At 40.3% G+C, this 13,956-nt stretch carries 8 protein-coding genes, 2 tRNA genes and 1 riboswitch; of the genes, 4 read left to right on the top strand and 6 right to left on the bottom strand.

Annotated elements, in window-relative coordinates:
• Positions 1-488 precede the first annotated feature (488 nt).
• Positions 489-562 (bottom strand) — tRNA-Leu (locus F6K57_RS29045).
• Between the two features lie 4 nt (positions 563-566).
• Positions 567-648 (bottom strand) — tRNA-Tyr (locus F6K57_RS29040).
• A gap of 183 nt (positions 649-831) precedes the next feature.
• On the opposite strand from F6K57_RS29040, the gene F6K57_RS29035 reads away from it, so the two are divergent.
• On the top strand, positions 832-1,767 hold the full coding sequence (locus tag F6K57_RS29035; RefSeq protein ID WP_293071766.1) for a tyrosine-type recombinase/integrase: 936 nt from the start codon (positions 832-834) through the stop codon (positions 1,765-1,767).
• 731 nt (positions 1,768-2,498) lie between these two features.
• Here F6K57_RS29035 and F6K57_RS29030 read toward each other — a convergent pair.
• Together F6K57_RS29030 and F6K57_RS29025 are read right to left on the bottom strand one after the other, a co-directional pair.
• Positions 2,499-3,641 (bottom strand): IS4 family transposase, encoded by a 1,143-nt coding sequence (locus F6K57_RS29030; RefSeq protein ID WP_293071765.1) that lies wholly within the window; start codon positions 3,639-3,641, stop codon positions 2,499-2,501.
• A 403-nt stretch (positions 3,642-4,044) separates the two neighbouring features.
• The gene (locus F6K57_RS29025; RefSeq protein ID WP_293071764.1) at positions 4,045-4,278 is read right to left on the bottom strand and encodes a hypothetical protein; all 234 of its coding nucleotides are present in this window, start codon (positions 4,276-4,278) and stop codon (positions 4,045-4,047) included.
• A 622-nt stretch (positions 4,279-4,900) separates the two neighbouring features.
• Between F6K57_RS29025 and F6K57_RS29020 the strand changes: the two genes are divergently transcribed.
• Positions 4,901-5,146: a hypothetical protein gene (locus F6K57_RS29020; RefSeq protein WP_293071763.1), complete on the top strand. Its 246-nt coding sequence runs from the start codon at positions 4,901-4,903 to the stop codon at positions 5,144-5,146.
• 310 nt (positions 5,147-5,456) lie between these two features.
• Positions 5,457-5,541, top strand: a riboswitch (Glutamine riboswitch).
• Positions 5,542-8,100: 2,559 nt separating this feature from the next.
• Complete coding sequence (locus tag F6K57_RS29015; RefSeq protein ID WP_293071762.1) at positions 8,101-10,263, top strand: pentapeptide repeat-containing protein; 2,163 nt, start codon at positions 8,101-8,103, stop codon at positions 10,261-10,263.
• 9 nt (positions 10,264-10,272) lie between these two features.
• Here F6K57_RS29015 and F6K57_RS29010 read toward each other — a convergent pair whose 3' ends face one another.
• On the bottom strand, positions 10,273-10,971 hold the full coding sequence (locus tag F6K57_RS29010; protein WP_293071761.1) for a hypothetical protein: 699 nt from the start codon (positions 10,969-10,971) through the stop codon (positions 10,273-10,275).
• Positions 10,972-12,662: 1,691 nt separating this feature from the next.
• Between F6K57_RS29010 and F6K57_RS29005 the strand changes: the two genes are divergently transcribed.
• Positions 12,663-12,845, top strand: coding sequence for a hypothetical protein (locus tag F6K57_RS29005; RefSeq protein ID WP_293071760.1), 183 nt, complete (start codon positions 12,663-12,665; stop codon positions 12,843-12,845).
• A gap of 853 nt (positions 12,846-13,698) precedes the next feature.
• Here F6K57_RS29005 and F6K57_RS29000 read toward each other — a convergent pair.
• Positions 13,699-13,956: hypothetical protein (locus F6K57_RS29000; protein WP_293071759.1), on the bottom strand; the 258-nt coding region annotated here is incomplete at its 5' end.

Here is a 13,956-nt window from a genome sequence, read left to right as displayed (position 1 = left end):
ATAATTCATTTCCAGTTTGTTATGACTGTCAAGAAGATATCTGTTACAGCAAGCAAAACTGGGAACCTGGCGGTAAGAATATCTGGGATGCCCATGCAACTGAAGCTTTTTCCCAGTACATCACCAGGGCTGCATTAGAAATGGTTTGATTTTTGGGGGTGAATAGTGATGGTTAAAGTCAGTAAACAGAAAGTCGAAATCTATTCCAACAAAAACTTTTGCGTAGAGTTAGCAGACAATTTAGAAGACATTTAGCGAGTCGCTTGAATCAGAAACAGACGTATATATATAGAGCATATTGCTACAGTCGTGATCAATAATGCTGAGCATTTTGCTGAGCATTTTTCCCCTAAGCAAGTCCAGGTGATATTAGAAGCACTAGTGGCTAAACATGGAATAGGTGAGATTATTGGTGGCGGGGGTGAGAATTGCACTCACTGATTTCAGGCTTATGAGACCTATGAGCCACTTTTGCTCCATCCCCGCAATACCCCTGACAGGATTTGAACCTGCAAAAAACCCGTTTTAAGCGGGTTATGTCTCCCAATTGCATCACAGGGGCAAGATGGGTCGAGTTGGATTTGAACCAACAATGCATTCCAAGGCTGTTTTACAGACAGTTACCTTCTCCAATAGGTGAGCCGACCCATAGATTTGGCATTCTCTGAAGTTTTCAAGGTGCTTCGGAGCAAGCAGGTTTCTGGCCTGTATTACTCTGTTGTATCTATACTACATAATATACTACAAAGTGTCAATAGTGTAATACAAACTGTGAGTCATTCCATGTGATAATGACTTCTTAGAAGAGGACTTCTGATAAACACATCGCGCGTGACCCTCACTACCACATCGCTCTCTCTCACCACAGCTCTACCTTTGACTGGGCATCCAGCACGGGTCTATCTCAACAGCTTGAGTCCGGGGTCGCAGCCAACAATGAGGCAAGCCTTAGATGCGATCGCATCCCTACTCACCAATAACGAATGCGATGCAGACACCCTTGACTGGGCAGCCCTCACCTATCAGCACACCGCTGCCGTCCAAGCCGCACTACTAGAAATCAATGCCCCGGCCACGGTTCAAAAAAAGATGGCAGCCCTCAGGGGAGTATTAACTGTGGCAAAGAAGTTGAAACTGATGGATCCAGAAGATTTTGAGGCGGCGGTGGATTTACCCAGGATTAAGAATCATCCCTTACCCAGAGGTCGGGCGTTAACTCAAGCAGAAATTACAGCACTCATTAAGGTATGTGCCTCTGATACAACTAACCAAGGGGTTAGGGATATAGCCCTAATTGGCATCCTACGGGGTACAGGACTGCGACGGGCAGAGGTGGTAAAGCTGGAAGTGCGAGATTTTGATGGTGATAGTGGTGCATTGGAAGTGCGCCAGGGTAAGGGAGGTAAGGATAGGACCGTCTATTTACCCGAAGGTGCGATCGCGTTTGTAAATGATTGGTTGAGTGTCAGAGGTCGCCAACCGGGAGCGCTGTTGTGCCCAATATTCAAAGGTGGGCAGATACAGTACAGAACTATGACCCCCCAGGCCGTGTTGTTGATTTTGCAGAAACGGGCCAAAGAAGCTGGGGTGGAGTCCTTTAGTCCTCATGATTTTCGCAGAACCTTCTGCTCTGATTTGCTCGATGCTGGGATTGATATCGTGACGGTACAAAAGTTAGCTGGCCATGCTTCCCCTGTGACTACGGCTAAGTACGACCGGCGGGGTGAGGAGGTTAAGCGTAGGGCGGTGCAGAAGTTGGGGTTTTAGGAGGAGGGGCGAAGGTCATAATGTTTCCCAAGGTCACGCTACAGGATTAGACCTAGGAGACGCTATGCGATCGCAGCCATCGGGTTAAGTAGGCGTAATGCTAGAGAAGCTGTCACGAAGTGTCGAAGTACCTGAAACCCTTTCATACAGAGAACTTCACCATCACTTGATCATAAATTTCTTGAGCTTCCCTTATACTCAGTCTTGAATAAGTAGGTGGGCATAAATAAATGTTAAAACTCAAAATAGGAAAATGAAGCTAAAAGCCTTGATTAAAGAGGTTTTCAGTATTTTGAATCTCAATCGCTATTTTACTGATAATTAAGCCCACCTACTTACACTTCCAATGACTGTAGAGAAGAATGTCCGGAATAGGGTTGGATTAGGGCATCATCAATCCCTTGTTTTTTTTCAACCAAGTGAGCAAAAAGTGGCGCAACTGATGGGCTGAAATGGGCTTACTGAGTCCTGCCTCTTCTGCATGCTTTGCCAGGTAGTGATAAATAAGTAGTGTTCTAACATTATATTGACCTTAGATAAGGCATTTTTTAATGTAAAAAAATTTTTAAAAAGTTCAGCACCGTTTATAAGTAGTCGGATAAAAGTAAAATTAACTGTTGAAATAGGGAGCAGGGAGCAGAGGGACTTTTGGCCACTTTACACAAGTTAATATAGTTAGGTTTATTTTTGTCCAGGTACTTATATGTTTGCTGGGGGGGCGACATGAATGGCTAGGAAGCTGACAGGATAAGCGACATAGCCCTCAAACCCTTTTTATAATTGGGGAGTTTATTGGGATTTAGTCTCATTAAATGAGTCACGATCTCTGTACATTCACCCCAAAAACTCACCCAATTATGAGCATACAAACCAATGTAAAAACTACTATGTCTTCGCTCTGTTCGCTTGACTTCTTTCACACGACCGATGTACTTTTGTATTCCTTTACGCTTAATTGTTCGTCCTTTTATAGTGGCACTGGTGTAAGCAATTGTCATCACTAAAATTAAGTTTATTAATCGCTCGCCTTCCACTTTACATCCCTCCAAGTTATAGCCCCCTAGCTTAAAATCTCGGAACATTTCTTCTCTAGAAAATCTTTTCCGGTAGGCTTCGATTGCTTTTGACAAAGTGCTTAAACTTGTCAGGATAAACCAAGCTTCATCGGAGCCAAATCCTCGGTACTTGCGCTGCCATTTACAGGCTACATTGAAAGTCCCAAATCCTTTTTGTTTGGTCACTCTGACTTCGTTTATAAATAGACTCATTCCAGGCACTAATCCTAAGTTCATTAGTTCCACTAACTGGTCAGTCTCAGCCTCGACAAAGGTACTCTTCTTGAGCCGTAAACAAAAGTCTACCGCTTGTTGTGAAAGCCAATGCCCCAGTTTGACTCCACAAAATTCTCGGTCTCCTAGAACAATAGTTTTATAATCCTTTAATTGAGATAAAGCTTTGCTCAATACCTCGGTTTGTTCTTGATAATTACTACTCCCTTTTTTGTCTAAAATAGTCCAGTATATTGGCCAAGCCCTTTTGTCCCATATGAGACTTACAATCAGGATATTAATACAACTCCAACTGGTACGGTCAATCGCAATATGCACCACTTGGCCTGGCTCAATTGATTCAATCAGTATACTTTGTAGAATCGGCCACCAAATGTGCTCAATACCTAACCCTTTGAGTCCCAGAAATCTTTGCAGCTTTTTGCGACGACTTTCAAATAAAATTGGGAATGGTATGGATGCCGCTAGAGTTTCGAGCCTGACGTTTTTGACCGATTGCAAAACTGTAACCAACAAACTCAATACCAGATAGTGAGCTGTCGTGAGTTGACTTTTCAGATGATTTTGGTAAATTGTGGGTAGCATTATTATTGGTAGGCTCGGTTGAAAAATTCGGACCTATCTTTTTTTATCATAATTTGCTCAACTCTTCATCATGTAAGGCTTACAACCTCTTTTGTCGCCCCCCCAGATATGTTTGACTATTTAGTTATTCATTAGTAGACTGATCGTTAGTAGGCTGAACGTTGGTCATATTAAGTAGTCGGACAAAAGTTTTGGGTACTGTATAAAGTTTTGTAAATATAAGCAAAACCTTTTGGGGTAAAGGTTACAAGCATTTTACAGTTTTTGAAACAGTACTGTTTATTTATGTCCGACTACTTATCTAATACAGTAGTAACTTAAAAAAAAACCCAACCGTTTTCGCGATCAGGAGTGGGTGCTTTTATATAAGTTCAGCACCGTTTATATATGTTTGACTACTTAGTTATTCATTAGTAGACTGATCGTTAGTAGACTCATTGTTGGTCATATTATCTATTGCAGTTGCTACAATTACTGCTGCTGTTCCTACCGCTGCTCCTACCGCAACACCTTTAACTATATCACCTACATCATTTGCCGTAGGCACCCCATCATTTGATTCAGGTACCCAATTTGGTGATGCGCTACCTATCAAATTTTCAAGCCTACCATTTGGTTCTTTTGAGGATTTAGCCATGACATAACTCCTATCGAGTTTGTTTAACTTTATTCAGTATAGATCTCATTATAATTATTTGTTTAAAATTAATTAATTCTTTATAGAGTCTTATAGTATTAGGTATAATTTTTTGTATTTTGCTTTATTTGGACTACTCTAGTTACAAATTATTAACAATTTTCTGATTTTTCTATATTTTATTATTCTGTCAACTGTTATATACTTTTATGAAGATATCTAGTGAACTGTCATAAGGAGTTGTTAGATAAAAATACCCAGGACAAACGCATCTAAATTCTAGAAGCCTTACTCAGAAGGGATTTTCAAATCAATAAGCATAAATATTTATCGGCTCAATCTCATATTCACTAGGCATTTCAAAATAAGATGCGTTTATCCTGTAAAAATACCCAATCCTCTCTAAATCCCTTACCTCACCATAGGGGTCAAACTTCACTGATGGCTCCACATCCTGATAGCACATTACCCCCATCCCCATCCATCATCCCAATATGGCCAAAATCAGGGATTGACCATCATAAGAAGTAGATCACTTGAGGAAATACTCAATAACTATTATTGGTTGAGGGTCACGAACCAGAATATTACCAATATGCAATAAACGACATAAACCATAGCCATGACCATGGTGGCGCTCGTCCTTCCATTCTGCATCAATGTATCAGTGCAGTCCGATTCTCCTAAGGAGACGCTACGTGATCGCCCTTTGGTCATGCTACGCGATCAGCAAAGCTGCGCCAAAGGCGATCGCAGCCATCAGGTTAAGTATCAAGGTGGTTTGCCTATCTCGACTCTTAGATTGTTTTCCGGAAAGTGTGAAATAGTTTATTGGATTGATTGTGGCTGTATCCTTGACCATATCTGAATCATAACCAGTCAACCCTCGTGTAGAATTCCCTTATTGCTTTCCGGAAAGCATCCATCACTAGTTGAGAAATTCTGTATATGGTAGATGGTTGTGCAGTAAGCAGGTTACAAACACGATCCTCCGCAGGGGACGCTACGCTCCGGAAGCGTTCGCAAAGCGTGGCCTACGGCCTCAGCTTCCGCGTTTATGCGATCACGTTCACTGGGTGCGATCACAACCCTCAACAGTCCGGTTTCAAAACTCCCCCGTTCCTCTAGCATTACGCCATTTACCTGCAAAACGGTTACAATAGATACAGAAACAGAAAATCGTTCATCTCTTCATGACTTAAGCATAGGTGATCAAGCTTCATGGAGAGACGGAACTAAGGATAAATCCTGAAGGAACGCGCCTCTTATCACTACACTCACATTATGAGGCGAAGACCATGAAACTTTCTTATCGCGGTGTTAGCTACCTACTAGTAGAGGGAAGGAAATCACCTCACCGACCCAGTTCCAACACAAGAAAAAACAGATTTTAGTTAATATTAAGTGCCTGTATCTTTCTGTTATTTCCTAACAGTAATCCATAGCGCTATGTTACTTTTGACAGATATTTGAAATGTCCAAGTATTAATTGAACTTTGGACAAATATTTGAGATATCCAATCCCTATAGTTCTTTTTTGATAGATATTTGAGATATTCAAGTCACTATCTTTCTTTTGATAGAGATTTTTTATGCAACTTTTGATAGATATTAGAAATATTGGCATGTGACTTTTGATAGAAATTATGGAGAAAATATTGTTCGAAGGTTAATCAACCTTTTGATTGATGAATAGGTGGATAAATCAAATTGAGTCTTAAACTGCATATTGATAAGTCAGATTGAGATGTCCGAATCTCAATCTGACCATTAAGTAGAAATTAGGTTAGGAATTGTACTGGTCGTCCAATCCTTTACCTAATCTACACTGTCCTGTCGTTATTGGATGAGATTGATTATGGTTAACAAGTCAGTAGTTTCAGTAGTTTCAGTCTGTATTTTGACTATTGCCTGTATTAGCAATGATAAAATACTCACAAATGTTGAAAATTTACAGCCATTACTTCAAATACTTGCTTATGGCAGTACAACCGTAAATCAGAGTATACAGGCTTTTGAACGACTGAAGAAGACAAAGAAGCCCAAGAAATAGATGAAAACCCTGGTTAATTGACCAAAACTTTAGTCATTACCTTGAACCAGGGCATATAAGCATTTAAACAAAATTAATTTCCTACTACCAATCTCTGTACCCCTTACATCGTAAGGCTTTGAGTTTTGGAAAATGTGTAATTAATTTTGTGCACCTGCTTAAAAGGTGAATTCCAACCTCTTAACACCCGCTCCTACACACCGAGAGCGGGTTTCCTTAGTGCCATAGATAAACGCGATCCCAAACAACTACCTACACCTCAACCCTCAGCACACAACCGACACCACCTATCCACAAAACCCCCAGCACACACCCGAAAACAAAAACGCCGTGTACCCGAAAAGCAACCTCATTAGCAGAAACTGAGAACAGAAACTCCAGCCGTCGAACTTCAATAACTGGGGAAACATTGGAATAAAAATTTCCCGGTGCTCAACCTAACAAGCTATTTCGCTGCTCTATCTCCCCCAGACTTAACAACAACTACACCCTCGTAACCAGGGTATTTACCTCTTCACCAATGGTGGTTATTGATAAAGGCTTGTAACAGCACTTGTTCAAGCCCAAATTACCATTGTCATTGAGCAGCCCACCCCAGAATTATGGGGTCACTCCAGAAATTTTTTCTCAGCACTGTACATAATATGGAATCCCGAAAAAAAATTGTTTGACCAGAATTCTGCACCATCAGGGGCGATTCGCCCCGAAACGCTGATGAGCGAACTTAGTATTTAAAAAGACGCTTACTATAACGACTTACATTACTTAGAGATAGAAGCACAGACCGATTCAGAAGGTAAGGCTTCCCTAACTTTAGAGCAAGCTGACCAAGTCCATGCTCTGCGAAATCATGTTAAGAAAACTGGGAGAATAAGTGGTTTCTGTAATAACTCAATTGTTATAGCTGATGATAGCAACCTCAGGACAGAAACCCCAGAATCGACTACAGAAACCCAAGGAAATGTATATGTTCAACCAGAAAATCCGACTGAGCAGTTTAATATCCTCTCCCTCTCCCTCTCCTGGAGTTTTTTCGTACGGTTAGGACGGAGTTATAAAAATTTAGTATAAATTTTTATAACGGAGGTCTAATCGAAGAAAAAACTCCACACTCCGCCTGGCCGACTAGGCTGTGGTCGCGCGAGGCCATTGGATCTGAGTGTTTTAGAGAAAAAATTTATGCCGAGCGCCGACCCAGCCGGGAACTGAAAACCGAGATATTTATCTAAAATCTGCAATTTGAACTTAAAACCAAGGTATTTATCTGGTTTCCACAGCGGAGCGCGTGTTCGAGTGCCTGTTAACAGCGATCGCACCTGAAGCTACCCTTAAAACCATCGCATATTATGGAACTAGGGAAGGTCTTCGGCTTTCCTATGACTGTGGGCGCTGCTTGCCCTAGAACCAACACAGAACCCCTCATGATACTTTCCTCATGAGGGGTTCTGCTTTTCTGATTTCAAGTTTTGGATCAAACGAATCCACGGAAACCGATGGCTGGAATCAAGAAAATTCGTTGCATTTCCTCTGCGTTCGCATAGCGTGGCCTACGGTCAATCGCCTTTGGCTGTGCGTAACGTATCCCAGGAGTGGGACAGTAGCAGGATTGTGAGGAAGCCTATGTGCCAAAGTAAATTTATTCCTACGAAAGTATTTCCAGAATCTTGATTTCTTTGTTGTAATTTATACTAGAAAGCGATACATAATTCACTTCAATTAAAATAAATTGTGATAATTTTTGTTCCCTTTTCTATATAGAATTATCGCTGATGAAAGCTAATAAAGTTCTGAGAGAATATGCAACAGGAAAACGGGATTTCCAAAGGGGAAATATTAGAGGTCAGTCATTCCAGGGGAAAGACCTTTCAGGTGCCAATTTTAGTGAAGCGGATATTAGAGGAACGAATTTTAAGAATGCTAATCTAACCAGAACTAAGTTCTGTAAGGCCAAGGCAGGATTACAGAAACAGTGGGCAATTGTTCTTTTGTTGGTTTCGTGGATAATGTCAGTACTATCAGGATTCATCTCCTTCACTTTTGGGTTATTAATAGCGTTTTTATTTACCTCTAGTGACGAAATAGAGCAAGTCTTTTCCTCGACAGTTTTGATTATAATAATTATCTTATTTGTTGTAATCTTTTGTCAAGGTATTGGAGGAGCCGTAGCCGTAACTGTAGCCGTAGTCGGACTCGGATCCACAACCTTAGCTGGAGCCGTAGCTGTAGTAGCCAAAGACGAAGCCAGATTGGTAAGCTCAGTTATAGGCATAAGCGCAGGTGTAGCCGTAGCCGCAACCTTAGCTGGAGCCGTAGCCCTAGCCGTAGCCGTAGCCCTAGCCGGAACCGTAGCCGTAGCCGTAGCCGTAGCCATAGCCGTAGTCGGAGCTGGACCCGGAGCTGGAGCCGTAGCCCTAGCCATAGCCGGAGCGGGAACCGGAGCCTTCACCTTACTTGGTATTTACGTGGGCTGGCGTGCTTTAAAAGGAGACCCCAGAGATGCCTGGATTCGCACTATTGCTATTGCTTTTGCTGCCACAGGAGGAACCAGTTTTTACAAGGCCGATTTAACCGATGCTGATTTTACAGGAGCAAGCCTTAAAAATACAGATTTAAGGGAGGCTACTATCACTCGTACTTGTTGGCGGAAAACTATTAAACTTGACCGAGCTAGACCTGGTAATACTATCTTAGCTGATACGGCTATTATAGAATTATTGGTTCGTGGTAAGGGTTATAACAAGTCTTATATTAATGGTAATCTTAGAGGTGCAAATTTAAGAGGGGCTAATCTGAATAAGGTTAATCTAAAACTCGCTGATCTCAGTGAAGCCACTTTAGAAAAGGCTGAGTTAGAAGAGGCTGATTTAGTTGATGCCAATCTTAGAGGTGCAAATTTAAGAGGAGCTATTTTAAATAAGGCTAATCTAAAGCTGGCTGATCTTAGCGAAGCCACTTTAGAGGATGCTAATTTACAATGGGCTAATTTAACTGAAGCTAATTGCGTTGGTACTGATTTTACTCATGCTTATTTTACCGGAGCTTGTTTAGAAGCATGGAATATTGAAAGTAGCACTAAGCTAGAAGATGTTGATTGTCGGTTTGTTTATCTGTTGGAAAATCCTAAACCAGGAACAGATGACCGTGAGCGTCGTCCAAGTAGTGGCGAATTTCAACCAGGAGAATTTACTAAGCTATTCCAAGAGGTTTTCAATACTGTTGACTTAATTTTTCAGGATGGTGTTAACTGGGAAGCTTTCATCAAAGCCTTTGACGATACTAGGAACAAAGTAAGGGTTGAAAATGAAGGGACTGAGTTAACAGTTCAGAGTATTGAAAACAAAGGAGACAATGTTTTTGTCATCAAAGTCAATGTTCCACCAGATGCTGATAAAGAAAAGATTCATAGTGATATAAAACAAACCTATGAAACAGAACTTAAAGTTATAAAAGAGAGATACAAACTACAACTAAATGCTAAAGATAACGAGATAGCAATTTATCATCAGTATAATCTTCATTTATTGGAGATTCTTAAGCTTGGAGTCAGTAGACCTATTAAAGCTATAGGAAGTCAACCTATGTCTAACACTCAATATAATGAATTCAATAATCCTAATTATGGTAGTATTGCTGGAAGAGATTACACAGGGAATGTCATACACAATCATGCTTCTGATAAAAACCTAACGGAAGCAGCAGCTGAAATCCAGCAACTTCTCAACCAACTATCCCAGACTAATCCCACTACAACTAACAAAGAGAGAAATGCAGTTGTAGGTGAAGTTGTTGACCAAATTGAGAATAACCCACCCCTAAAAGATAAGGTAATTAATGCCCTGAAAGCTGGAAGTGTGGAAACTTTCAAGGAAGCCATAGACCATCCATTAGTTAACATTTTGATGGCTACGATTGAAGGATGGACAGAAGCTTAGGGGAAGCTATCAGCTATTGTCCCCTGTTCCCTGTTCCTGTTCCACACGCCAAGCAGTTTCCCGTCCAATCTTCCCCGATTTAACAAACACCCAAGAACCCCTCCTGTAGGTATCCTCACCCTTCCTGGTGTGAGGTTTTACCTTTATCAATTCTCTAACCTCCGAAGTGGTCAATAACCACTGTTCTTGGGCAGCCATTTTCAACTGCTGCATGTACTCTATGGGACTCAGGGGCTGCATTCTGTTGATATTGGCTCTCTCAATACCAGAGGCAATGGCATCAATCAACACCTCCAATGCTTCCCGTTCTGCCTTCCAAGAACCTGTCCGGCGAACGTCCGGTGAACTGTTCAGTGAACTGTTCGGTGAACTGTCCAGGGAGATAGTTTCCTGACTATCTTCGGTAAATTCTTCGGTTAATAATGGCTCAAAATCTTCAAAGGTTCCACCCCTTTCCAAATGGGTGTTTAAACGATCTAATTCCTCCAGTTGTCTACCAGATATAAAAGAGCGAGTCCCCTCTTTGTTTGTTTCAATATTCGCATGTTTCATTCGCTCATAAAGAGCGGTGCGACCTATCTTGTATCGGGTTTTTAAATTCTTAACCGGGATTTTGTCTATCTCTTGAGTCATAACCGTTTGCTGGCATTCAGGTAGCGGAACAGGGTTGAGTCCTGGAATTAGGACTAGGTCGTGTGTCTGCGACATCCCCAAGTAAGTAGGTTGGCATAAATAAACGTTAAAACTCAAAATCCGAAAATTAAGCTGGAATCCTCTATTAATAAGGGTTTCAGGATTTTGAATTTCAATCGCTATTTTACACTTAATTACGCCCACCTACTTACATGAAGTTGACAGGTCTGAATACGCTATCAAAATGGATTTTTTTTGCCTCCACACCTGCTCCTGATCCGTTTATCTAAGTAGGTAGGCATAAATAAAAGTTAAAACTCAAAATAAAATGAATATAAAAATTATTAATTATAACAAATATGCTTGTAAAAATACCTTAATAAATATCGAAAAAAAAATCTAAATCATTATCAAAATTTCATAAATAGATTTTAATTTAAAAGAATATAATGCCTAATTTATAAGCGTTAATAGCGGATTTGTTTTTTTTACAAAATAAACAAAAAAAAACAGAATAAATCTTAGAGAATAAATCCGATATTCCTGATTTGACTATACTTTCAAGTAACATTAAGTAGTAGGCAAATTAAAAATCAGACGGCAACTTACTAGTAACCGGCAAGTGACCGTAAGTACCGTCTGATGTTCTGGTGCATCCCACTTTTGCTGTCTGACGCGGTGGTGCGTTACGGGACGGACTTGTCCCACTTGCTATGGCTTGCATCTTGGTGAGCCCGTCCCTAACGCACCCTACGCCAATTTTTTACAAATATGGGATGCATCCTCCTACTTTTCATGCTAATCTAACCATTTTGGTTATGCAAAAAGAAAAAACACCCAATCCCCTTGAGGGGTTAGCATCATCTGATGCTACTTCAGTCACCATTTGCTCTGAAGCAAATATCCTTATTTGCTCTGAAGTAAATATCCTTGGTGAGATGTTTACTGTGACGTATCGTGTTAAACCCCCAATATCTCTATTAGAATCAGCACTCTTGATTGCGGTACTATGTTTTTCCCTACTGCAGGTGTGCTGTAAGATCTATAAGTCAATAAGACAGTTGATCAAGCTGTTAAAGACTATAGTGTCATTTTTAATTGGATAGCTCCGATTAGCTATAGTAGGTTATTCCCTGAACTTGCTTAGTACGACTGAATAATCTGGACTCATACCAAATCCGGTTGAATAAGACTATCTTCAAAATAATCAAAGTTTTTGCCTAGACTTGATTTGAGGATTTAGTTAAACTATAATACCGGATTTGGTATTATCAGTTTCCCAGGGTAAGCGCAAGAAAAATTGACCAAAAATATGATATGGAGCAAGAATTATGACCATAATAAGCCCTGATTCTCAACACTCTTGCTTAGTGAGCTGTTCAGCATTTAGATTGGGATAACTAAATTGCTCAAAAGTAAGAGGGAACAGCGGATATGCAAACAGGTAAAAACCAATTTAAATGCGCATCAGCTTACAACTCGATAATCTGGACTCAACCGAATAATCTTTGTAGGTTTTTATAGGAAGCATGTCACTTATGTAGAACATTTGTGCTAAAATATAGCCCTATCATGTGTTTTAGTTTACTCTGATAGTATATAGTTCATCGGTTCTGCAACTTTGACCTACTCCCGTCTTTATAATTTGGGTTATTTAGTACCTGCTATGCGATCATTTAAAGTCAAAAAAAAACTCATAAAGCTTACTGTACAAGAGTTATGAGGCTATTTAATTAACAAAAAATTATATAGCGTTTCTAGGACTCATGAGGTACACAGAATTGTTTTACTATTGGCTCTTGCCTCTTCTGTGTTACCTGCTCCCTGCTCCGAACGAGCCCCGCGTGGCCTACGGCCTCAGTCCCTGCTCCCTAAAACCCAGATATTTGTACCTCACAAGTCGTATAATTGCTATAGCTTTATTCTGTCAAACTGGGTTTAAATCTTGATTTTTTCTAGGCTCAAATGATTAAAGATTGTTCGATTGTCCCAAAATGACAGAAGAGGAATAGATATCAGGTAATATACAGGTTTCAATTGATTTTTTTTCATTTTTTAAAACCTAAACACGTTATCGATGCATCTAAAGTCTCGCCACAAAAAGTATTTACTTTAAACAGTTAATGGCTTTATTAAGTACCACTGTTAATCCTTATTTCTGACATCTTTTTAACTTTCTGGAAATACTTTAATAAACAAAAAAAAACTTTTCTTTTTACAATAAAGAAAAGTTTTTTTTTGTAAAGTTTAAATAAAGAAGGTGAGCGTACGCTGAGGAGGTTACATGAGAACTAAAGAGCTTACGATATAAGGCTTTGATGTCAATGAGCTTAGCCAAAATACAGTAGCCAATTGACCCTCTTTTCATTTTCTATAACTACATACAATGTCAGCCCAAAACAGCATGTATCTTTTTGTAACTGATGGGCTAAAATTATTACCCAGCAAGGATTTAAGTTTGCATGTCACCCCCCAGGAGCGATGAATCAGGATTCCGAAAATACTTACGTAGGAATAATTTTACTTAGGCACATAGGCTCCCTTGCAACCCTGTTACCGTTCCGCCCTTGCGATCAGCTTTGCGGAACCAAAAGCGATCGCCCTTGCACCACCCACATTTTTTCTCTAAAACAGAACGGTTCCGTCTTAGACAACTTGCAACACCCGTTTTTTCTCTAAAACGGAACAGTTCCGTCTTACACCACCCACTTTTTTCTCTAAAACATAATCGCTCCGTCTTACACCACCTACCACACAAATAAACACAAATAAACACAAATCAATCCTCTTCCCCAGTGATAGTTAGGTGTAATCAAACCGATCTATCATTTTTCTGATTGTGAATGGAACATTAAGCCACGTTTCATCCTTGATTTCGTCCCAGAAAGGAGAACGAATATAGAATTTCACGGCTCCTTTTAAGACATCTGAGTCGACTTGAGCTGCTCTCTCTAGTTGGGAGATTACTCTTGCTACTACTCCTGTTGGTTGGTCTTCCGTAATAGTGTCTAGATGGGATGTCTCTTTTTTATCTTTACCAGACGTGGACACATCTTTGTG

The organism is Moorena sp. SIO4A5 (assembly GCF_010672005.1).
Taxonomy (GTDB): Bacteria; Cyanobacteriota; Cyanobacteriia; order Cyanobacteriales; family Coleofasciculaceae; genus Moorena.
The sequence above is the reverse complement of the archived record's forward strand: the minus strand, read 5'-3'. Positions and strand labels throughout refer to the sequence as shown.

Coding starts and splice junctions, on each gene's coding strand:
- F6K57_RS29030 (WP_293071765.1), bottom strand. CDS start 3,641: ATGCTACCCACAATTTACCAAAATCATCTGAAAAGTCAACTCACGACA.
- F6K57_RS29025 (WP_293071764.1), bottom strand. CDS start 4,278: ATGGCTAAATCCTCAAAAGAACCAAATGGTAGGCTTGAAAATTTGATA.
- F6K57_RS29020 (WP_293071763.1), top strand. CDS start 4,901: ATGACCATGGTGGCGCTCGTCCTTCCATTCTGCATCAATGTATCAGTG.
- F6K57_RS29015 (WP_293071762.1), top strand. CDS start 8,101: ATGAAAGCTAATAAAGTTCTGAGAGAATATGCAACAGGAAAACGGGAT.
- F6K57_RS29010 (WP_293071761.1), bottom strand. CDS start 10,971: ATGTCGCAGACACACGACCTAGTCCTAATTCCAGGACTCAACCCTGTT.
- F6K57_RS29005 (WP_293071760.1), top strand. CDS start 12,663: ATGAGGTACACAGAATTGTTTTACTATTGGCTCTTGCCTCTTCTGTGT.